Source organism: Jiangella asiatica (assembly GCF_004349065.1).
Taxonomy (GTDB): domain Bacteria; phylum Actinomycetota; class Actinomycetes; order Jiangellales; family Jiangellaceae; genus Jiangella; species Jiangella asiatica.
In genome coordinates this window covers 1-20,019 of the sequence record NZ_SMKZ01000015.1, presented here as the reverse complement: position 1 = coordinate 20,019, position 20,019 = coordinate 1, and the positions used below count along the sequence as shown (strand labels likewise).

At 71.3% G+C, this 20,019-nt stretch carries 21 protein-coding genes and 2 riboswitches; of the genes, 8 read left to right on the top strand and 13 right to left on the bottom strand.

All coding sequences use genetic code 11. From position 1 onward, the window contains the following. Window positions 1–13 precede the first annotated feature (13 nt). Together E1269_RS12305 and E1269_RS12300 are read left to right on the top strand one after the other, a co-directional pair. Window positions 14–1,483, top strand: a complete 1,470-nt coding sequence (locus E1269_RS12305) for an NAD-dependent succinate-semialdehyde dehydrogenase (RefSeq protein ID WP_131894832.1) — start codon at window positions 14–16, stop codon at window positions 1,481–1,483. A gap of 213 nt (window positions 1,484–1,696) precedes the next feature. Next, window positions 1,697–2,434: an alanyl-tRNA editing protein gene (locus E1269_RS12300; RefSeq protein ID WP_131894830.1), complete on the top strand. Its 738-nt coding sequence runs from the start codon at window positions 1,697–1,699 to the stop codon at window positions 2,432–2,434. A gap of 38 nt (window positions 2,435–2,472) precedes the next feature. Here E1269_RS12300 and E1269_RS12295 read toward each other — a convergent pair whose 3' ends face one another. Then, the gene (locus tag E1269_RS12295; protein ID WP_131894828.1) at window positions 2,473–2,988 is read right to left on the bottom strand and encodes a DinB family protein; all 516 of its coding nucleotides are present in this window, start codon (window positions 2,986–2,988) and stop codon (window positions 2,473–2,475) included. Window positions 2,989–3,037: 49 nt separating this feature from the next. Then, window positions 3,038–3,628 carry an HAD family hydrolase gene (locus E1269_RS12290; RefSeq protein ID WP_131894826.1) on the bottom strand — a complete coding sequence of 197 codons (591 nt, stop codon included), beginning with the start codon at window positions 3,626–3,628 and terminating at the stop codon, window positions 3,038–3,040. An 85-nt stretch (window positions 3,629–3,713) separates the two neighbouring features. On the opposite strand from E1269_RS12290, the gene E1269_RS12285 reads away from it, so the two are divergent. Then, the gene (locus E1269_RS12285; RefSeq protein ID WP_131894824.1) at window positions 3,714–4,214 is read left to right on the top strand and encodes a hypothetical protein; all 501 of its coding nucleotides are present in this window, start codon (window positions 3,714–3,716) and stop codon (window positions 4,212–4,214) included. Between the two features lie 11 nt (window positions 4,215–4,225). Here E1269_RS12285 and E1269_RS12280 read toward each other — a convergent pair whose 3' ends face one another. The 3 genes from E1269_RS12280 to thiO form a co-directional block, all read right to left on the bottom strand. Continuing rightward, the gene (locus tag E1269_RS12280) at window positions 4,226–5,014 is read right to left on the bottom strand and encodes a thiazole synthase (RefSeq protein ID WP_275264421.1); all 789 of its coding nucleotides are present in this window, start codon (window positions 5,012–5,014) and stop codon (window positions 4,226–4,228) included. Window position 5,015: 1 nt separating this feature from the next. Continuing rightward, window positions 5,016–5,240: a sulfur carrier protein ThiS gene (gene thiS / locus E1269_RS12275; RefSeq protein ID WP_131894822.1), complete on the bottom strand. Its 225-nt coding sequence runs from the start codon at window positions 5,238–5,240 to the stop codon at window positions 5,016–5,018. Continuing rightward, on the bottom strand, window positions 5,237–6,427 hold the full coding sequence (gene thiO / locus E1269_RS12270; protein WP_131894820.1) for a glycine oxidase ThiO: 1,191 nt from the start codon (window positions 6,425–6,427) through the stop codon (window positions 5,237–5,239). The genes thiS and thiO overlap by 4 nt, the downstream gene beginning before the upstream one ends. Further along, window positions 6,419–6,524, bottom strand: a riboswitch (TPP riboswitch). It overlaps the preceding gene by 9 nt. A gap of 44 nt (window positions 6,525–6,568) precedes the next feature. Here thiO and thiE point away from each other — a divergent pair. Beyond that, window positions 6,569–7,309: a thiamine phosphate synthase gene (thiE, locus tag E1269_RS12265; RefSeq protein ID WP_131894818.1), complete on the top strand. Its 741-nt coding sequence runs from the start codon at window positions 6,569–6,571 to the stop codon at window positions 7,307–7,309. 35 nt (window positions 7,310–7,344) lie between these two features. Here thiE and E1269_RS12260 read toward each other — a convergent pair whose 3' ends face one another. Continuing rightward, window positions 7,345–7,620, bottom strand: coding sequence for a GNAT family N-acetyltransferase (locus E1269_RS12260; protein ID WP_131894817.1), 276 nt, complete (start codon window positions 7,618–7,620; stop codon window positions 7,345–7,347). Window positions 7,621–7,812: 192 nt separating this feature from the next. Here E1269_RS12260 and E1269_RS12255 point away from each other — a divergent pair, with 192 nt between their 5' ends. Beyond that, complete coding sequence (locus E1269_RS12255; protein ID WP_131894815.1) at window positions 7,813–8,448, top strand: VOC family protein; 636 nt, start codon at window positions 7,813–7,815, stop codon at window positions 8,446–8,448. A 19-nt stretch (window positions 8,449–8,467) separates the two neighbouring features. Here the strand turns inward: E1269_RS12255 and E1269_RS12250 are convergent, their stop codons facing one another. The 6 genes from E1269_RS12250 to E1269_RS12225 all read right to left on the bottom strand — a co-directional run bounded on the left by E1269_RS12250 (window position 8,468) and on the right by E1269_RS12225 (window position 12,858). Then, a complete protein-coding gene (locus E1269_RS12250) occupies window positions 8,468–9,244 on the bottom strand; it encodes an ABC transporter permease (RefSeq protein WP_162606372.1) in 777 nt (258 codons plus the stop codon). Further along, the gene (locus tag E1269_RS12245) at window positions 9,241–10,296 is read right to left on the bottom strand and encodes an ATP-binding cassette domain-containing protein (protein WP_203433422.1); all 1,056 of its coding nucleotides are present in this window, start codon (window positions 10,294–10,296) and stop codon (window positions 9,241–9,243) included. Before E1269_RS12245 ends, E1269_RS12250 begins: the two co-directional genes overlap by 4 nt. 135 nt (window positions 10,297–10,431) lie before the next feature. After that, the gene (locus E1269_RS12240; RefSeq protein WP_131894811.1) at window positions 10,432–11,298 is read right to left on the bottom strand and encodes a fructosamine kinase family protein; all 867 of its coding nucleotides are present in this window, start codon (window positions 11,296–11,298) and stop codon (window positions 10,432–10,434) included. After that, window positions 11,295–11,828: a low molecular weight protein-tyrosine-phosphatase gene (locus E1269_RS12235; protein ID WP_203433420.1), complete on the bottom strand. Its 534-nt coding sequence runs from the start codon at window positions 11,826–11,828 to the stop codon at window positions 11,295–11,297. Before E1269_RS12235 ends, E1269_RS12240 begins: the two co-directional genes overlap by 4 nt. A 15-nt stretch (window positions 11,829–11,843) precedes the next feature. After that, window positions 11,844–12,284, bottom strand: coding sequence for a hypothetical protein (locus E1269_RS12230; protein WP_131894807.1), 441 nt, complete (start codon window positions 12,282–12,284; stop codon window positions 11,844–11,846). Window positions 12,285–12,483: 199 nt separating this feature from the next. Then, the gene (locus tag E1269_RS12225; RefSeq protein WP_131894805.1) at window positions 12,484–12,858 is read right to left on the bottom strand and encodes a phage holin family protein; all 375 of its coding nucleotides are present in this window, start codon (window positions 12,856–12,858) and stop codon (window positions 12,484–12,486) included. Window positions 12,859–12,912: 54 nt separating this feature from the next. Here E1269_RS12225 and hisC point away from each other — a divergent pair, with 54 nt between their 5' ends. Then, window positions 12,913–14,052, top strand: a complete 1,140-nt coding sequence (gene hisC / locus E1269_RS12220; RefSeq protein ID WP_131894803.1) for a histidinol-phosphate transaminase — start codon at window positions 12,913–12,915, stop codon at window positions 14,050–14,052. Between the two features lie 380 nt (window positions 14,053–14,432). After that, a complete protein-coding gene (locus E1269_RS12215; RefSeq protein ID WP_131894801.1) occupies window positions 14,433–15,839 on the top strand; it encodes a helix-turn-helix domain-containing protein in 1,407 nt (468 codons plus the stop codon). A 143-nt stretch (window positions 15,840–15,982) separates the two neighbouring features. On the opposite strand, the gene E1269_RS12210 is transcribed toward E1269_RS12215, so the two are convergent. Then, entirely contained in the window at window positions 15,983–16,933 is a 951-nt protein-coding gene (locus tag E1269_RS12210; protein WP_131894799.1) for an EamA family transporter, read from the bottom strand. Window positions 16,934–17,175: 242 nt separating this feature from the next. Next, a riboswitch (cobalamin riboswitch) is annotated at window positions 17,176–17,407 on the top strand. A gap of 169 nt (window positions 17,408–17,576) precedes the next feature. Here E1269_RS12210 and E1269_RS12205 point away from each other — a divergent pair. Then, window positions 17,577–20,019, top strand: a 2,443-nt coding sequence (locus tag E1269_RS12205; RefSeq protein ID WP_131894797.1) for a ribonucleoside-diphosphate reductase subunit alpha, incomplete at its 3' end; no start/stop codon positions are given.

The window sequence follows — 20,019 nt, the reverse complement described above, 5'->3', positions numbered from 1 at the left end:
TAGGAATGGATACATGACTGCCGACAAAGAGCGTGACGTGGTGTCCGCAGTGCCGACCGGGCTGCTGATCGGGAGTGAGTGGCGGGAGTCCGGCTCCGGTGGGCGGTTCGAGGTCGAGGACCCGTCCACCGGGGAGGTCATCGCGACCGTCGCCGACGCGACCGTCGACGATGGCGACGCGGCCCTGAGCGCGGCCGTCGCGGCGCAGCCGTCGTGGGCGGCCACTGCGGCGCGGGAGCGCGGCGAGCTGCTGCGCCGGGCGTTCGAGCTGGTGAGGGAGCGCAGCGACGACCTCGCCGTGCTCATGACGCTCGAGATGGGCAAGGCGGTGAAGGAGTCACGCGCCGAGATCACCTATGCGGCGGAGTTCCTGCGCTGGTTCTCTGAAGAGGCCGCGCGGGTGGCCGGCCGGTACTCGCAGGCCCCGGCCGGCGGCAGCCGGCTGCTGACCATGAAGCAGCCGGTCGGGCCGTCGTTCTTCATCATGCCGTGGAACTTCCCGACGGCCATGGGTACCCGCAAGATCGCCCCGGCGGTGGCGGCCGGCTGCACCATGGTGGTGAAGCCCGCACACGAGACCCCGCTGTCCATGCTGGCCCTCGCCGAGATCCTGCGCGAGGCCGGGCTGCCCGACGGCGTGCTCAACGTCATCCCGACGTCGACCAGCGGCACGGTCTCCGAGCCCATCATCCGCGACCCACGGCTGCGCAAGCTGTCCTTCACCGGCTCGACGGCGGTCGGACGCACGCTCATCGAGCAGTCCGCGCAGCAGGTGCTGCGGGTCTCCATGGAGCTGGGCGGCAACGCTCCGTTCCTCGTCTTCGCCGACGCCGACCTCGACGCCGCCGTCGACGGCGCCATGCTCGCGAAGATGCGCAACGTCGGCGAGGCCTGTACCGCCGCCAACCGCTTCCACGTCCACGAGTCGGTGGCCGCGGAGTTCACCGACCGGCTGGCCGAGCGGATGTCCGCGCTGCGCTTGGGCCGCGGCACCGACGCCGGCGTTGACGTCGGCCCGCTGGTCAGCGCGAAGCAACGCGGCACCGTCGAGGAGCTGGTCGCGGACGCCGTCGACCGCGGCGCCAAGGTCGTCACCGGCGGCGGCCGCTGGGGCGACGCCGGCTACTTCTATCAGCCGACGGTGCTCGGGCAGGTGGCGCCGGACGCCCGCATCCTGGCCGAGGAGGTCTTCGGGCCGGTCGCGCCCATCTCCACGTTCTCCTCCGACGAGGAGGCGCTCGCCGCGGCCAACGACACCGAGTTCGGCCTGGTCGCCTACGTGTTCACCCGCGACCTCGAGCGCGCGCTGCGCGTATCCGAAGGGCTCGAGGTCGGCATGGTCGGCCTCAACGCCGGCATCGTCTCCAACCCGGCCGCGCCGTTCGGCGGGGTCAAGGCCAGTGGCTTCGGCCGCGAAGGCGGTGTCGAGGGCATCGAGGAGTACCTGGAGACCAAGTACGTCGCGGTGAGCCTGCCGTCCTGAGGCCTTCTTCGGGTCCAGGTCCTGCCCGGGGCGGGGTGGTGGCGGGCGATGCCGGCCCCGCCCGCGGGGGCTCGTTCCTCACCCCCGATGCCCGACCGAACCCTGGCCGACATCCCCCGCCACCACCCCGCGGTGGTCTGCCCGGTGCGAGCCTTGGGCCGACATCCGCCGCCGTATCGGCCAGCCACTCATCGGGGGAGTAGCGTCGGGGAGGTGCGTCACGATCATCATGGCCGGACTCACCGGCTCGAGTTGGACGACCAGACGCTGCGCGAGTGGGACTGCACGGTGCTCGCGAGCGATCCCGAGGACGGTCTGGTTCTGGATCGGTCCGCCTTCTACCCCGGCGGTGGCGGCCAGCCGCCGGACCAGGGCGTGCTGCTGTGGGGTGGCGTGCAGACCCGCATCGTCGGCGTCCGTCCCCGCGACGACCTGTGGCTGGTCCCGGACGCGGACGATCCCCTGCCGCCGGTGGGCACCCAGGTCCGCGGCGCGGTGGACGACACGCGGCGCAGCATGCTCATGCGTACCCACTCCGGGTTGCACGTGCTGTGCGGCGTGATGTTCCGCGACTTCGGGGTGCCGGTCACCGGCGGCAACATGGAGCCGGGTCAGGCCAGGCTCGACTTCGACCTGGCCGAGGTGCCCGCCGGCTTCAAGGACACCCTGACCGAGGCGCTCAACGCCGAGGTGGCCGCCGACCGCGCCATCCAGGTCCGGGTGCTGCCGCGCGACGAGGCATACGCGCTCGGGCCCATCATCAAGACCGCCACCGACCTGCTGCCGCCCGACCTCGAGGTCGTGCGACTGGTCGACGTCGTCGGACTGGACCTCCAGGCCGACGGCGGCACCCACGTTGCCTCGACCCGGCAGATCGGCCGGATCGAGGTGACGAAGGTCGAGAACAAGGGCCGCGGGTTCCGCCGGGTGCGCATCACCCTGCCCACCTGATCGCGTCGCCGCAGCTCAACGGCAGGGACGCCGTGGCGTCACTCGCCGACGGTGCCGTCGATGGCCTCGCGCAACAGGTCGATGTGGCCGCAGTGGCGCGCGGTCTCCTCGATGACGTGCACGACGGCATAGCGCAGGTCGAAATCCATGCCTTCGCCGCGGGCCACCTCGTCGAGGTCGTGTGCCGCGATCACCTCGTTGGAGCGGGCACATTCGGCGAGGTAGGTGCGCACGACGGTGGCGAGGCTCTCGCCGGGCGCCAGGTCGAACCCGCCGGCGTCGTCGTCGGACCAGGGCTCCGGGACGTCCATCGCGGCGAAGTCGATGGCGAACCACCACCGCTCGATGCACATGAGATGCCGTACGATCCCGGCCGGCGTCAGCGTGCTGGGTGGCACCGACGCCGTCGTGGCCTGCTCGGTGCTGAGCCCGGCGACCTTGTTGACGACGGTCTCGCGCAGGAAGTCCAGTCGCAGCACGAGGGCGTCCTTCTCGTTCGCCCGCAGCGGTGGTTCCACCCGGTCGAGCGGGACGACGGCATCGACGTCGGTCATCGGCCTCACCTCGTGGCTCAGACCGTAGCGGATGGCGGTGCCGTGCGGGTCAATCCAGGTGGTACGTCTTGCACGCGTCGCTCAGGTCGCCGGCCGTGCGGAACACATGCGCCCGCATACCGACGGCCGCGGCGCTGCGGACGTGCCCCGCCGAGTCGTCGAGGAACAGCACGGCGGACCGGTCCACCTGCAGGGTGCGCAGCACGTGCATGAAGATGCGCAGGTCCGGTTTGGCGACCCCGAGCTCGGCGCTGTTGAAGACCACGTCGAAGTCGTCGGCGATGCCCAGCTCGGTCAGCTCGGCCCGGATGCGGTCCGTGCCGTTGGTGAGCAGGCACACCCGCACGCCGCTGGCGCGGACCGCACGCGCCGTGGTCAGCACGTCGCGGTCGACGGTGGGACGCTGCGCCGCCCAGGCCGTCGCGGCGACCGGGCCGACGGTGTCGGCGATACGGGTCACCCAGTCCGCCCGGGTCATCGTGCCGGTGGTCACCGACTGCAGCAGCCGCGGCTCGAAGGCCGTCTCGTGCAGCTTGCCCGGCGGCAGGCCGCTGCGCTTCTCGATCGCCTCCGTCACCTCCGGGTCGAAGTGGCGCACCACGCCGTCGAGGTCGAGCAGCAGGACGTCGATCAGACCCATGAGGACGAATCGTGCCAGGAACGATCAACCGGCAACAGTCCGCACCCGAAGATCGGTCGCCCGGGTGCCCGCGTACCATGACCCGGTGGAGCCGCTGCTGTCATCGCGCCAGTTGCGCCGGGTCGGTGTGCCGTTCCGCTGGCTTGGCCGCGCCACCTGGTTCATGCTCGGTTTCATGGCCGTCGCCATGACCGGTGCCGCGTTCCGCGACGACGTCGAGTGGCAGTTCAGCGTCCCCCTCGTGCTCGTCCTGGTGGCCGCTTTCGGACTCCTGGTGGCGCTCGGGTTGTTCGCCACCCGGGAGGGACGACGGTGGCGGCGCGCCGCGACCGCGCAGCGCCCGGACCGCGTCCTCGACGCCGTCGTCGTCGAGAAGGGGCGCAACAGCACCGGCAGCATCCTGCATGTCAAGGCCGACGACGGCTCCTATCTGCTGCGCACCAGGCACGGCTGGGACCTCGACAGCGAGCCGGACGACCGGATCCACCTGCAGCTCTACGGCGCCGGTCCGAAGGTCGCGGGCGCCTACCGCAACGAACGCGGCGGGCGGCCCGCCGCCGTGACCGTCACCGCGCTGCCGGTCTGACTCCCGCGGCGTCACATGGCCAGGTCGAGGTTGGCCCGGCCGTCCAGCGGCGACGACGCCAGCGCGTCCTCGCGCCGCGGGATGCGGCCGGCCAGGTGCGCGTCGCGGCCGGCCCCGACCGCGAGCCGCATCGCCCTGGCCATCCGGACCGGGTCCGCCGCCCGGGTGACAGCGGTGGCGAGCAGCACGCCGTCGCAGCCGAGCTCCATCGCCTGCGCGGCATCCGATGCGGTGCCGATGCCGGCGTCGAGGATCACCGGGACGTCGACCGAGGCGACGATCGCGGCGATGTTGCGTGGGTTGAGGATGCCCAGGCCGGTGCCGATCGGTGCGCCCAGTGGCATCACGGCCGCGCAGCCGGCGTCGGCCAGCTTGCGGGCCAGGACGGGGTCGTCGTTGGTGTACGGCAGCACGGTGAAGCCGTCACCGACCAGGGTCCGCGCCGCCGACACCAACTCGACCGGGTCCGGCAGCAGGGTGATGTCGTCCGCGATGACCTCGAGCTTCACCCAGTCGGTCTCGCACGCCTCGCGGCCGAGCTTCGCGGTCAGCACGGCCTCGGCGGCGGAGAAGCAGCCCGCGGTGTTGGGCAGCACCCGGATGCCGTTGCGCCGCAGCAGCTCCCAGATCGAGTCCTCGCCGCCGGCCTGCACCCGCCGCAGCGCCACCGTCGTCAGCTCGGTGCCGGACTCCAGCAGCGCCGCCTCCAGGCCGGTGAGGCTCGGCGCGCCGCCGGTGCCCATGATGAGCCGCGACGACAGTGCGGTGCCGGCGATGACGAGGGGATCGTCGGTGGACACGTCAGCCTCCCTGGACCGCGGTGATGATCTCGATCTTGTCGTCGGCCCGCAGCGGGGTGGTGTGCCAGTCCGCCCGCGGGATCACCAGCTGGTTGACGGCGACGGCGATGCCGCGGTCGCTGTGGGAGCCGTCCGGCTTCGCCACGGTCCGGGCCACGACGTCGCCGAGGGTAGCGGCGTCCTCGAACGCGACGATGTCGCCGTTGACCGTCACCAGTGTGGTCATGGTCGTCCTCCCGTGGGTGCGAGGCGGCGCGGGCCGACAGCGCGGACGAACCGCCGCGGGTCGGCCGCGGCCGCCCAGGCCGGTACCGCTCCGTCCCGAACGTACGCGGTGATCGCCGCGGCCGTCAGCGGAGCGAGCAGGATGCCGTTGCGGTAGTGGCCGGTGGCCAGCACCAGTCCGGGCCGGCCCGAGCCGCCGATCATCGGCAAGTTGTCGGGACTGCCCGGCCGGGCCCGGGCGGTCAGCTCGACCAACGGCAGCTCGTCGATGCCAGGCACCAGGGCGCGGGCGTCGCGCAGGATGCCGAACGCGCCGCCGGCGGTGACCCGGCGATCGTCGGGCTGCTCCTCACTGGTGGCGCCGACCACGACCTCGCCGTCGGCGCGCGGCACCAGGTAGACCTGGCGGGACTGGACGAAGCCGCGCACCACCCGGCCCAGCGAGAACGCCGATTCCGGGCCGGCGTCCAGCCGCAGTACCTGGCCCTTCACCGGCCGGGTCGGCGTGGTGGTCGTCGCCGCTCCGTAGCCGCCCGACGACGGCGTCAGCTCGCGGCTGGCCCACCCGGCCGCCAGCACCAGGACCCCGGCCGAGTGCGTCGTGCCCTGGTCGTCGACGGCGCCCGTGACCGGCCCGCCGGGCGACTGCTCGGCCAGCGCCACCACCCGGCGCCGCACCACCTCCACGCCTCGCGCCGCCAGAACCGCGAGCAGTGCGGCGTGCACCCGGCGGGGGTCGACCTGGTGCTCGTCCGGGGTCCAGGCGGCACCGGCGATCCGCGGCCCGAGCAGTGGTTCCATAGCCCGGGCGGCGTCGACCGAGACCTCCTCGGTGGCCAGGCCGAGGCCGGCACGCAGCTCCATGAGCCGGCGCAGCTCCTGCCGGTCGCCGGCGTCGTAGGCGACGGTGAGCGTCCCAGTGCGGCCGAAGCCGAGCTCGGTTCCGGCGGCCTCGGCGAGCTCGGCGGCGAACCCCGGCCACTCCCGGGCGGACTCCAGGTTCAGCCCGGTCAGCTCTGCGTCGCCGAACTCCGCCTCGGTGACGGGGGCCAGCATGCCGGCGGCCGCGAAGGTGGCACCGTCGCCGGGCGTAGGGTCGAGGCAGGTGACGGAGAGACCGACCTGCGACAGCCGCCAGGCCACGCTGGCGCCGATGATGCCGCAGCCGACCACGACGGCGTCGTTCACGAGTTCGCTCCCTCCGCTGGCATGACCCAGGTCAGGTTCTAGCGGTCGGCCTGCTGGCCCTCTCAGCCCTGCCGCCAGGGCTCCCGCGCACTTCCCACCGTAGCGCGTGCGCGCGGCCGGCTCGGTGGCAGACTCCCTGCCGTGACCACGTCCACTGGTGAGACCCGGCGCCGGCGGCTCGCCGACGCCCGCCTGTACCTGTGCACCGATGCTCGCCGCGAGCGCGGCGATCTGGAACGCTTCCTGCACGCCGCGCTGGCCGGCGGCGTCGACATCGTGCAGTTGCGCGACAAGACCCTCGACGCCGCGGACGAGCTGGCCCTGCAGCCGCTGGTCGCGAGAGTCGCCGCCGAGTACGGCGCGCTGGTCGCCGTCAACGACCGCGCCGACCTGGCCGAGCTGGCCGGCGCGCACGCCTTCCACACCGGGCAGACCGACCTGCCGGTCGCGGCCTCCCGCCGGTTGCTCGGACCGAACGTGCTGCTGGGCCGGTCGACGCACAGCGTGGACCAGGCCGCGGTGGCCGAGGCCGACCCGGAGGTCGACTACTTCTGCGTCGGCCCGGTGTGGGAGACACCCACCAAAGCGGGCCGGCCGCCCGTCGGCGTCGGAACGGTCCGGGCTGTCGCGGCGGCGAACCCGTCGACGCCGTGGTTCGCCATCGGCGGCATCGACGAGCGCACCGTCGAGCTGGTCGTTGAGGCGGGCGCCCGCCGCGTCGTCGTGGTGCGCGCCATCACCGCCGCGGACGACCCGACGCGGGCGGCCCGCCGGCTGCGCGCCGCCGTCACCGGTGGTTCGGGTGGGGCCGGGCGGGAAGGAGCGCCCGGCCCCGACATCACTGTGGATCGGCCGGCAGGCGGGGACCAGGCCCAGCGGTGACGTGTTCGCGCCAATGTCGCCATGCCGCCGTGAGGTCAGCTGGCCACCAGGTCGCCGTACTCCGGGTGCCGGTCCAGGTAGGAGGCCACGAACGGGCACTGCGGCACCACTGAGGACCCGCTTTGGCGGGCGTCGTCGAGCAGGGCACGGGCCAGGGCGCCGCCGATGCCCTTGCCCTCGGCGGCCGGGTCGACCTCGGTGTGCAGGGCGACGATCTGGTCGCCCCGGCGGGCATAGGTGAGTTCGCCGACCCGGGTTCCGTCCAGATAGGCGGCGTAGCTTCGAGCGGTCCTGGTGATCTCGATGCTCACGCGCGCTCGCCTCCAGGTGTCGCTGAAACCGATGCCAGAGAACGTACTTGATCCATTGCGCTGTTCGTGGTTCTTCGCCGCCCTTTGGTCCTGTTGCCGGCTATGGTCGGCAACCGTAACGCACCGCGGTCTCACGTCCTGGTGGGCCCGGTCGGGTTGGCCAATGGATCGTGCGGCTGCCACGATGCACGAATGCGCCTCGATCACGTGTCGTACGCCGCGGGGCCCGACGGACTCGACGCCACGGCCGGCAAACTCGCCGCCGACCTCGGTGTCGACCTCGTCGAGGGCGGCCTGCACCCCCGCTTCGGCACCCGCAACCGGGTGCTCCCGCTCTCCGGTGGCCACTATCTCGAGGTGGTGGCGGTCCTCGATCACCCCGCCGCCGACAACGTGCCGTTCGGCCAGGCGGTCAAAGCGCGGTCGGAGGCCGGCGGCGGCTGGCTGGGCTGGGTGGTGGCCGTTGACGAGCTCGAACCGGTCGAGCGGCGGCTCGGCCGGCCCGCCGTCGCCGGCAACCGCAAGCGCCCGGACGGGTTCGAACTGCTGTGGCGCCAGATCGGCGTGATGGGCCTGATGAACGACTCCCAGCTGCCGTTCTTCGTGCACTGGGAGTCCGACCCGGCCGAGCATCCGTCGAAGGGCGGGCACGACGTCGAGCTGCTCAGCATCGAGATCGCCGGCGACCCGCACCGCGTGTCGGAGTGGTTGGGCGAGCCGGAGAACCACCCGCTCGACGATGTGGACGTGGTGTGGTCGGCGCCGGACGGTGCGCCCGGCGTGCAGGCGGTGTCGTTCCGGACGGCCCGCGGCGTGGTGCGCGTCTGACCGCGGGCCGTCCGGCCGCTCAGGCGTCGCGCTTCTTGAACAGCATCCAGGCGACGGCCAGGATGATCGCGACGAACACCGCGAACACCCCGCCGGAGGCCCAGCGGTCGAGGTAGTCGAACTCGGGCCCGCCGTTCGGCTCGTACGGCTCGGTGGCCAGCAGCCGGGCGCCGGCCGAGAACGGTAGGAACTTCAGCGCCGGCTGCAGCCAGTCCAGCGCCGGCACCAGCGACAGCCCGGAGATCAGCCCTTCCACCAGCAGCGGCGTGACCAGCAGGACGACCAGCGCCGACGGCACGCCGCGGAACAGCTGCGCCAGTGCCAGGCCGAGGATCGTGTAGAGCACGACGAGCAGGAAGTAGCCGGGGACGACCTCGTCGAGGGGAGCGTCGAACGACGGCACCTCACCCCAGAAGATCAGCCCGATCACCAGGTTGATCACGAGAGAGAGTGCCACGACGACCACAGCCACGAGGCTGGTCATGATGATCTTGGCGAGGAGCAGCCGGGAGCGTTGGGGGATCGCGGTCAGCGTGGGCTGGATGGTCCCGTGCCGATACTCGTGACCGGTGGCGAAGATGCCGATGATGGCCATGAACACCGGGATGAACGTGGCGAACTCCGCACCGCCGGTGAGGACCGCCGCGACATTGGTGGCGTCCAGCGGATCGTTGCGGGTGGCGAACGCAATGATGAACGCCACACCGGCGGTGACCAGCAGGCCCAGCCCGATGAGCCAGTAGGTGGACCGAAGGGTGCGCAGCCGCACCCACTCGAAGCGCAGTGCGTCGGTCACGCCGCACCCCCAGTGGTCTCGGCACCGGCCGCTGGCGGCGGTTGCGGTGGTGGCGGCGCCGGGCCCAGATCGTGCGCCACGTACTCCTCGCTGGCCCCGGTGGCGGTGATGAAGGCGGTCTCCAGCGATGCGGTCTGGGTGGTGAGCTCGTGCAGCAGGACGCCCGCGTGGAAGGCGACCTCGCCGACGGTGGCGGCGTCGGTGCCTGCCACTCGCAGCGCCCCCGACGGCTGCGAGCCGGCCGGCAGGGCGGCAACCGCGGCCGGGTCGACCGGATCGGCGGTGGCCGCCGCGACGGCCGCCGCCGCGGGCAGCGCCTCGACGGTGACGCCGTCGAGGCTGCCCAGGGCGGTGGTGAGCTGAGTGGTGTGCGGGGTGCGGACGAGCACGGTGGCCTGGGTGAACTCGCGGACGAAGCCGTCGACGTCGCCGTTGTAGATCATGCGGCCGCGGCCGATGACGACGAGTTGGTCGGCCATGAGCGACATCTCGGAGAGCAGGTGGCTGGAGACGAAGATGGTCCGGCCCTGGCCGGCCAGCGATTTGAGGACGTCACGCAGCCAGTGGATGCCGTGGGGGTCCAGGCCGTTGGCGGGTTCGTCGAGGATGAGGGTGCCTGGGTCGCCGAGCAGGGCCTGGGCCAGGCCGAGGCGTTGGGCCATGCCGAGGGAGAAGCTCTTGGGCTTCTTGCGTTTGACGTCGGCGAGACCGACGAACTCAAGGACCTCGTCGGCGCGGGTCGCGGGGATGCCGCTACCCGCGGCGAGCATGCGCAGGTGGTTGCGGGCGGTGCGGGTGGGGTGGAACGCCTTGGCTTCTAGGACCGCGCCGATTTCGCGCATCGGGTGGCGGATGGTGCCGAAGCGGCGGCCGTCGAACAGGGTCTGGCCGCTGCCGTTGTCCAGGTCGAGCATCAGGCGCATGGTCGTTGACTTGCCGGCCCCGTTGGGTCCGAGGAAGCCGGTCACCATGCCGGGGCGGACCTCGAACGAGAGGTCGTCGACGGCGACTTTGGCGCCGTATCGCTTGTGCAGTCCTTGGGCCGTGATCACGGATATCTCCAGCTCGATCGATCGGTCGACTGAGAACCTACCGGCTCGACCCACGGGGCCAGCTCATTCGTGATGCCGAGGATGCGTGTCCGCCCTCAGACGGAGCCGCAAGCCCGGCGAACCCCCGCAGAACGATCAGGCGGCGCGCAGAGCGGCGCGGGCCAGTTGCCCGGCTTGGGCTCCGTAGGACCCGCCGAACAGGACCGCGTGCACGAGCACCGGGTGCAACTGGTGCAGGGCGACCCGCTCGCGCCAGCCCGGCGCCAGCGGCCAGACCTCGTCGTATGCGGCGACGACCCGCTCCAGGTGCGGCAGCCCGAAAAGCGCGAGCATGGCCAGGTCGGTCTCGCGGTGTCCGCCGTGCACGGCCGGGTCGATGAGGTACGTGGCACCGGTGACGCTCCACAAGACGTTGCCCGCCCAGAGGTCGCCGTGGATCAGTGCCGGCGGCTCGGCCGGCCCGGCCAGCCGCGGCAGTTCGGTGATCACCCGTTCGACGTCGGCGACGGTGCGCCGGTCTACGGCGCCGGCCTTGCGGGCCGCGCGCAGGTACGGCTCGATGCGCCCGTACGCCCACAGCTCCGGCCAGGTGGGCCACGGGCCGCCGGGGAGCTCCAGGCTGCCGATCCAGCCGTCGCTGTCGGAACCGAAGGTGTCCGCGCCGTGCCGGTGGGTGGCGGCCAGGGAGCGGCCGAGCCGCTCGGCCGCCTGGACCGAGGGCACGCCGGTAGCGACCCACTCCAGGACGAGGTGGTGGTCGTCGTGGGCGAGCACCTTCGGTACCGGGACGCCGTTGCGGGCGGTGCCGAGCCGGTGCAGCCCGCCTGCCTCGGCGGCGAAGAAGCCGGCTGGTGCGCCCGCACGTGTCTTGACGAACACCGTCCGGCCGTCGCCGAGCTCGGCGCGGCGGGCCTCGCAGATGGAACCACCGCCGACCGGGCTCACCGACGACACAGTCGCCTTCAGCAGCCGGCTGAGCTGCTCAGCCTCGTCGTCGATCATCGCCCGGCGAGATCGGGGTCAAGCGGCTGGGACAGCTCGTCGCGGATGGCCTCGACGAGCCCGTCGGCGGCGGTCTCGATCATGACCAGCACCTGCTCGAATGCGTCGTCGTCGCCGTAGTACGGGTCGGGGACGTCGGTGTCCTCGGCGGCCAGCGCCAGCTGGTCGTAGGATCGCAGCAGCTGGATCCTGGCGCGGGCGTCGTCGTCGGGCGCCAACGCATAGAGGTCGGCGAAGTTCTCGCGGTCCAGGGCCAAGACGATGTCGACGTCGTCGAACCAGTCGCGGCGGAACTGCCGGGCACGGTGGGCACTGCCGTCGTAGCCGCGGCGGGTGAGCGCGGCCAGCGCTCGGTGGTCGGCCGGCTCACCGGAGTGCCAGCCGCCGGTGCCGGCGGAGTCGACGACTACCAGGCGGCCCAGGCCGGCGTCGGCCAGGCGACTGCGGATGACGGTCTCGGCGATGGGCGACCGGCAGATGTTCCCGGCGCAGACAACGCAGAGACGGAACGGGCGGCTCGAATCACTCACAATCCGGCGCGCCGATCAACGGCGCTGGCGGGCGAGCTCCCCGACGGCCAGGGCGAGCTCGGTGGCGAGATCGAACGACCGCTCGTGATTCGGGTTGCTGCGCATCCACAGGCAGATGGTCTGCACGACCGCGCCGGACCACGCCGGGTCGCGCCGCAGCGCGTGCCGGACGGAGACCGGCCGGGGCGCGATGGACGTGACGTCGAACCATTGACCGTCGGCGAACGCCAGCATCGGGTTGCCCTGCGGGTCGTCGTACACGACCTCGAACACCATGGATCCCACGAGTGCGTGCCGGTTGGTGTCCGGCTCCGGATACCCCGGCGGCGTGGTGACCGCGAGCGGTACGGAGCGCGGCGCGGCGAAGCCGCGATCTCCCAGCCTGGCGTTGCGCTCATGCCCGGAAGGAGGCTGCTCGGTCAGGACCGAACCGACGGGGCCGTAGCCGATCGTCATATGTTCACCATGCCCATGCGAAAGTCAGGACACAACGAACCCCCGTTGACGCCCGAGTCGCGGGCGCCCAATCCGTCGTGCGAAGGATGCTAGGCCAAAGGTACGTCATCCCGCGCCGCAGCGGAAGAAGCGTTTGCACCGGATGGCCCGAGAGCCCATACGGGAAGGCCGGACGGATGAACTTTTGGTAGGACGTTCGTCAGTTCGGCAGGAGAAGATTCAGCACCCAGCTGACGAACGATACGACCAGTGCACCCAGAACGGCCTCCCAGAAGAATCCGTCCACGTGGAACGGCACGTCGAGCTGGTCGGAGATCCAGGAGGTCAACCAGAACATCAGCGCGTTCACGACCAGCGTGAACAGGCCCAGGGTCAGTATCAGCAGTGGCAATGACAAGAGCTGTACGACCGGTTTGATGAGGGCATTGACCACGCCGAAGATGAGTGCCACGACAAGCAAGGTCAGGAGCTCGTCTGACGTGCTGTCAGAGCTGATGGTCACACCGTCGACGATCTGAGTGGCCACCCACAGCGCTATGCCGTTGACGATCAGGCGTACGAGGAAGGACATCACGGAGGCCGAGCGTACACATCCGAGGCGCCGCTGGGGAGCGACTATCGTGCCGTCATGAGCCCAACGGACGAGACTCCTGACGACGCCGCCGCCTCCGGCCCGGCCGTGCCGGGCGCCGGCGGCGTGCGGCTGCGGCGGGCCCTGGAGGGCCTGCCGTCCTACGTGCCGGGCAAGCCGGCCGCCGCGCCGGCAGCCGGCGCCGAACGTGCCTTCAAGGTCTCGTCCAACGAGAACCCGTACCCGCCGCTGCCGGGGGTCCTCGAGGCCGCCGTCGCCGCCGCGGGCACCATGAACCGGTACCCCGACATGTTGGCCACAGGTCTCGTGGCGGCGCTGGCCGAGCGGTTCGGTGTTCCGCCGGCGCACCTGGCCACCGGCACGGGCAGCGTCGGCATCCTGCAGCAGATCGTCCAGGCGACGGCCGCGGAGGGCGACGAGGTGGTCTATGCCTGGCGGTCCTTCGAGGCCTACCCGATCGTCGTGGGCATCTCGGGCGCGACCTCCGTCCGGGTGCCGCTGGGACCGGGCGCCCGTCACGACCTGGACGCCATGGCCGCGGCCATCACCGACCGGACCCGGCTCGTCCTCGTGTGCAGCCCCAACAACCCCACCGGCCCCGCGGTGCACCACGACGAGCTCGAGCGGTTCCTCGGCCGAGTGCCCGCGGACGTTCTCGTGGTGGTGGACGAGGCCTACCGGGAGTTCGTGCGCGACCCCGACGCCGTCGACGGGTTGCGGCTGTACCGCGACCACCCCAACGTTTGCGTGCTGCGCACGTTCTCCAAGGCGTACGGGCTGGCCGGCCTGCGGGTGGGCTTCGCCGTGGCGCACGACGCCGTGGCCGACGCGCTGCGCAAGACAGCGGTGCCGTTCGGCGTCTCGGTGGTGGCCCAGCACGCGGCCATCGAGTCGCTGTCGCGCGAGGCCGAACTGCTGGAGCGGGTGACGGCCCTGGTCGCCGAGCGCGAGCGGGTGGGCGAGGCCCTGCGGAAGCTCGGATGGGAGATTCCTCACAGCGAGGCCAACTTCGTCTGGCTCGAGCTGGGGGAGCGGACGCTCGACTTCGCCCGCCACTGCGAGCAAGCCGGCCTGATCGTCAGGCCCTTCGCCGGCGAAGGATGCCGGGCCACGGTGGCCGAGCCCGAGGCCAACGACCGCCTTATCGAACTGGCCGAACAGTGGCTGGCGGGTTGAGCGCAGGAGGGCGGCGAACAGCGCCGTGGGAGCGGCGTCCGCCCAGCTGAGGCCGCCTGTCGCGCCAACGGCGCCGATCAGGCGGCCAATCCGGCATCCGGCCCGCCGAGACCGGTGATGTGAGCACGGACGGCATCCAGCGTTCGGGGGGCGAGACGCCGGATGCCGTCCGTGCGGTCTATGGCTGCTTCAGCAGCAGTACTGCCCTGGGTCGTTCATCTCGTTCGGCCCAGCCACGGCGGGAGCAGACACCATGAACGAGAGCGCGAACGCTGCGGCGACGGCGATCACAACTCGCTTAGCACGCCCCATCCTTGATCGAACTCCTAAAGTCGGCATTTGGACTGGCAAAATGTGACTGGCTGTAGTCCAATACTGTCATGACAGAAGACCAGCCAGCAACAGTGGACGAGGCGCCGCTTCCGACGCCCGTCGGGCAGCGTATCCGGTCCCGCCGGTTGGAGCTCGGCCTCTCGCAGGCCGAGATCGCTGAGGGCATGCTGTCGCCGAGCTACGTCTCCCTCGTCGAGAGCGGCCGCCGTCAGCCGGCCGCGTCAGCGCTCGCGCACATCGCCGAGCGGCTGCGCATCGACGTGGAGTACCTGCGTGACGGCGTCGACGCGTCCGTGCGCACCAAGGCCCGCCTCTCCCTCGGCCGCGCCGAGATGGCGTTGCGCGAGGGCCGCGCCGAGGAGGCGTACGAGCAGTTCACCGAGCTGGTGGGGGATCCGGGGCTCAACGACGAGCAGAGCCGCAGTGCCCGCCTGGGCCGCGCGCTCTCCCGTGAGCTCAAGGGCGACCTCGAGGGTGCCATCGACCTGCTCAGCGAGCTGGCCGACGAGGCACGGCAGACTCCTGCCGTCCAGTCCTGGCTCGACGTCGCGATCGCGCTGACCCGCTGCTACGACCGCGCGGGCGACTTCGACATGGCCATCCAGATCGGCGAGGAGGCCCGCCGCTCGGCGGCCGACCTCGGCCTGGAGAGCACCGACGAGTACATCCGTCTCGGCTGCACGGTGCTCGGCGCCTACGGCGGCCGCGGTGACATGGTGCGCTCCAAGGCGCTCGCCGCGGAACTGGTCGCCGCCGCCGACAGGATCGGCACCCCGCAGACCCGCGGTGCGGCGTACTGGAACGCCTCCCTGGTCGCGGAGTCGCGCGGCGAGCTGGCACTGGCGCTCAACCTGGTCGACCGGGCGCTGGCCATGTTCGGCGAGGGCGACGACCTGCGCAACCTCGCCCGGCTGCGGGTGGCGCACGCCTGGCTGCTGCTGCAGGGCAGCGAGCCGGAGCCGCAGAAGTCGCTGGAGATCCTCGACGGCGTCGCCGAGAACATCAAGCGGTACGGCGGCAAGACCGACATCGCCAATTTCCACGTCCGACGTGCCGACGCGCTGCTCCAGCTCGGCCGGCTCGACGAGGCGCGCACGGCGGCCGAGTCCGCGCTGAGCGAGCTGGGCGACCAGCAGCCGCGCGTCGTCACCGCACTGGCGCAGCTCAGTCTGGCTCGCATCCTGCGCGCTCAGGGCGAGGTCGACGAGAGCATCCGCGTCGCGGCGCTGGCCGCCTCGATGCTGGAGTCCATGGGCGCCTCTCGGGTCGCGGCGTCGGCCTGGCGGGAGCTGGCCGACCTCTACCGCGAACTCGGTCGCGCCGACGAGGCCCTGGACGCCTACGACAACGCGCTCCGGTCGGTCCGGGTGGCGCCGCGTCTGGGTGCGAGTCTGGTCGACGAGGAGCCGGCCGCCGGCATCGACATCGCGCGCTCGGAGCTCGCCAACACGTAGGGCGGGCGAACGCACGCATCACGGCGGGCGGCGCGAGCGGGACGGCAACGTTCCCTGCGCCGCCCGCCGTTCGCGTGCCGCCCGCCCGCACCGGCCGGGGGAACGGGGCGGCGCGGCGGCACGACCAGGCGCCGCGCCGGCTGTCACACCGTCGCGGTCTCCGGTGCGGGTTCGTTCGTCGTGGCGCGCCTGGCCGGTCGCTCGCTGCTGACGACGAGGGAGACGCCTCCCACCACCAGGGCGCCACCGCCGAGCACGACCGCGGTCACCGGCTCGGACAGGATCGCCCAGCCGAGCAACACGGCGACGACGGGGTTGACGTAGGCGTAGGTGCCCACCAGCGACAGCGGCGCGTTCGCCAGCGCGTAGCCGTACGCGGTGTAGCCGACGATCGAGCCGATGACGATCAGATAGACGAGGGCCAGCCAGCCGTCGGCGGGCACCGCGCCCGGGCTGAACTCCGCGGGCTCGCCGGTCACGACCGAAGCCAACGTCAGCAGGACACCGGCGGCGAGCATCTCGTAGGCCGATGCCACGAGGGCGTTGCGTGGCAGGCCGAGGCGGGGTGAGAAGTAGGATCCGCACGCCCAGGACATCGTCGCGAACAGCAGGAGGAGCACTCCCCACAGCTCGACGCCTTCGATGCCGCCCCGGGGCAGGCTGATCACGCCGACACCGATCAGGCCTATCAGTACGCCGATCCAGGTCATGACCGGAGGGCGCTGCCCACCGGCGACCTGCAGCAGTACGAACCACAGCGAGACGGCCGCGACGATGAGAGCGGCCAGCCCGCTGGGGACGGTCTGCTCGGCGACGGCGACCATGCCGTTGCCGAGGACCAGCAGCAGGAGGCCCATGGTAGCCGCGCCACGCAGCTCGTGGATCGTGACCCGCAGCCGGGTGGGGCCGTGCCGGACGGCGATGAATCCGGCCAGCAGCAGCCCTGCGGCGAGGAAACGCATGCCCATGCCGAGCAGTGGCGGCATGTCCGCCTCGACCATGATGCGGATGCCCAGGTAGGTCGACCCCCACACCACGTACACCGTGATCAGGGCGGCCCAGATCAGGGCCGGCCGGGCGGGCGTCGGTGTCATGAGCGTCTCCAGAGATGGGTACTGTACCGACGCTCATTGTGGGGTACGCGCACCGCAGAGCGACAGCGAGTTTCGGCCATGTGGTTCACACATCGCGACAACCCGCCGACGACCCGGATCGGCCGGCATCTCGGAGAAGGGTGACAAGTCCGGCGCTTGGCTGCTGGCCTGCTGATGCGACTCACGTGCCCGACACGCGAGACACTACATGTAGGTGACTTGCATCTTTGTAACTACCAGATAGTGTGGCTTCTGCAGCTGGTTCCGCCGGTCACCCAGATCGACGGAGGCAACAGGGAACCCGGTGTGAGTCCGGGACTGCCCCGCAGCGGTGAACGGGAACGACCGCCGTCAACGAAGCACTGGGCCGCAACCATCCGGTCTGGGAAGCGACGGCCAGTAGGTGATCAGCCATCAGCCAGGTGGCCGCTCGAGCCCGTGAGTCCGAAGACCTGCCAGCGCGCCGCACACAGCCACGTGTGCGGTGGTCCGCGGCCCCCGAGGGAGGGGCCAGGGGACGATACGGCGACGTACTCACCGCCGCACCGGCCGCATCCGCGCCGGCGTGGCGCCGGCGGCGCATCTCTCCTGCCTCTCCCGCTCCGGCCGCGGTCCGAGCCCGCCGAGCTCGCGAGGAGAGAGCATGAGCGTCAACGTCGTCAAGCGCGACGGATCGGTCGAGCCGTACGACGGCTACAAGATCGCGGCCGCCATAGAGGCCGCCAGCGTCGGCCTGGACATCCAGGTCGCCCGCGTCACCCAGCTCCAGTCCGAACTCGAGATCACCCTCTTCGACGGCATCACCAGCCAGCAGCTGGACGAGGCGGTCGTCCAGGTGGCGCTGCAGAACGTCCGCGACGACCCGGCGTTCGACACGGTCGCCGCCCGGGTGCTGCTCAAGACGGTCTACAAGCGAGTGCTCGGCGACTACGAGACACCGGCCCAACTGGCGCAGCTGCACCGCACGAGGTTCGCCGGCTACGTTGCGGACGGCGTGGCCGCCGGGCTTCTCGACGAACGGCTCGCGACCCACTTCGACGTGGACCGGCTGGCCGCCGCGCTGGACCCGTCCCGCGACGACCGGCTGACCTACACCGGCGCGGTCACCATGAGCAACCGGTACATGATCAACGACCGGGACGGCCACCGCCTGGAAGTGCCTCAGTTCTTCTGGATGCGGGTCGCGATGGGGCTGTCGCTGAACGAAGCCGACGCCACGGCCGCAGCGACCGCGTTCTACGACAAGATGTCGCGGCTGGACTACCTGGCGGCCGGTTCCACGCTGGTCAACGCCGGCACCGCGTACGCGCAGCTGTCGAACTGCTTCGTCATGGAGATGCACGACGACATCGAGCACATCGCCAAGAGCGTCCGAGACGTCATGTGGCTGACGAAGGGGACCGGAGGCATCGGGCTGTCGGTCACCAAGCTGCGCGCCGAGGGCTCGCCGATCCGCAGCAACAACACCGTCTCGACCGGGCCGGTCCCGTTCATGCACACCATCGACTCGACGCTGCGTGCGGTGTCGCGCGGCGGCAAGAAGTTCGGCGCGCTGTGCTTCTACATCGAGAACTGGCACCTGGACTTCCCGCAGTTCCTCGACCTCAAGCAGAACGCCGGCGACCCCTACCGCCGGGTGCGCACGGCGAACACCGCGGTCTGGATCTCCGACGAGTTCATGACCCGGGTCGCCGGCGACGACGACTGGTACCTGTTCGACCCGCTCGAGGTCCCCGACCTGCCCGAGCTCCACGGCGCCGCGTTCAGCCGGCGCTACGCCGAGTACGTCGCCGCGGCCGAGGCGGGCGAGCTGCGCACGTTCACCAAGATCAAGGCGCGCGAGCAGTTCCGGGCCATCCTGGTCAGCCTCCAAACCACCTCGCACCCCTGGTTGACCTGGAAGGACACCATCAACAACCGTGCCCTGAACAACAACACCGGCACCATCCACCTGTCGAACCTGTGCACCGAGATCACGCTGCCGCAGGACCGCGACAACATCGCCGTCTGCAACCTGGCGTCGGTGAACCTGTCCCAGCATCTCGTCGACGGCGTCGTCGACTGGGACCGCCTGCGCGAGAGCGTCCGGCTCGCCGTCCGGCAGCTGGACAACCTCATCGACATCACCATCTCGTCGGTGCCGGAGTCCGAGCGCTCCAACGAGCTGAACCGCGCCGTCGGGCTGGGCATCATGGGCTTCAGCGACGTCGTCGAGCGGCTGGGCTGGTCGTACGAGAGCGAGCAGGCCTACGACCTCATCGACCGCGTGATGGAGTTCATCAGCTACCACGCCATCGACAAGAGCGCCGACCTGGCGCGCGAACGCGGGGCCTACCCCAACTTCGACGGCTCGCGGTGGAGCCAGGGCCTGGTGCCCATCGACACCATCGACGTCGCCGAGCGGGAGCGTGGCGTGCCGATCACGGTCTCCCGCGCCAGCCGCCTGGACTGGGACGAGCTGCGGGCCAAGGTGCGCGGTGGTATGCGTAACGCCACCCTGATGGCCATCGCGCCGACGGCGTCCATCGGGCTGGTCGCCGCTACCACGCCTGGGCTGGACCCCCGCTTCTCGCAGCTGTTCAGCCGCGCCACCAGCTCCGGCAAGTTCCTGGAGGTCAACCGGAACCTGGTGGCCGACCTCAAGGCGCGCGGCCTCTGGGAGGACGTCCGTGACGACCTGCTGCGGGCCCAAGGCGACGTCGCGGCGCTGGCGGCGGTCCCGGCCGACCTCCAGGCCGTCTACAAGACCTCGTTCCAGCTCTCCCCGTACGCCTTCATCGAGGTGGCGGCGCGGGCGCAGAAGTGGATCGACCAGGCGATCAGCCGGAACATGTACCTCGAGACCCGCGACATCGGTGAAATGGTCGACATCTACTCCGCGGCCTGGGCCAAGGGCGTCAAGACCACCTACTACCTGCACGTCAAGCCGCGGCACACCGCCGAGCAGAGCACCGTCCGGGTGAACAAGGCCGAGTCGCTGGTGGGTTCCGGTGCTGGCGGCTCCGCTCCGGCGGGCGGCCCTCGGCGCGGCTTCGGCGTCGTACGCACCCCGTCGGCGCCCTCCCCGTCGCTGCCTACCCCGTCGG

What these genes read in the sequence shown, in the direction of transcription:
- E1269_RS12230 (WP_131894807.1), bottom strand. Translation starts at nt 12,284, where the DNA reads ATGACGATCGGCTACGGCCCCGTCGGTTCGGTCCTGACCGAGCAGCCT.
- E1269_RS12215 (WP_131894801.1), top strand. Translation starts at nt 14,433, where the DNA reads ATGACAGAAGACCAGCCAGCAACAGTGGACGAGGCGCCGCTTCCGACG.
- E1269_RS12290 (WP_131894826.1), bottom strand. Translation starts at nt 3,628, where the DNA reads ATGGGTCTGATCGACGTCCTGCTGCTCGACCTCGACGGCGTGGTGCGC.
- hisC (WP_131894803.1), top strand. Translation starts at nt 12,913, where the DNA reads ATGAGCCCAACGGACGAGACTCCTGACGACGCCGCCGCCTCCGGCCCG.
- E1269_RS12295 (WP_131894828.1), bottom strand. Translation starts at nt 2,988, where the DNA reads ATGACCGACGTCGATGCCGTCGTCCCGCTCGACCGGGTGGAACCACCG.
- E1269_RS12210 (WP_131894799.1), bottom strand. Translation starts at nt 16,933, where the DNA reads ATGACACCGACGCCCGCCCGGCCGGCCCTGATCTGGGCCGCCCTGATC.
- thiS (WP_131894822.1), bottom strand. Translation starts at nt 5,240, where the DNA reads ATGACCACACTGGTGACGGTCAACGGCGACATCGTCGCGTTCGAGGAC.
- E1269_RS12240 (WP_131894811.1), bottom strand. Translation starts at nt 11,298, where the DNA reads ATGATCGACGACGAGGCTGAGCAGCTCAGCCGGCTGCTGAAGGCGACT.
- E1269_RS12305 (WP_131894832.1), top strand. Translation starts at nt 14, where the DNA reads ATGACTGCCGACAAAGAGCGTGACGTGGTGTCCGCAGTGCCGACCGGG.
- E1269_RS12255 (WP_131894815.1), top strand. Translation starts at nt 7,813, where the DNA reads ATGCGCCTCGATCACGTGTCGTACGCCGCGGGGCCCGACGGACTCGAC.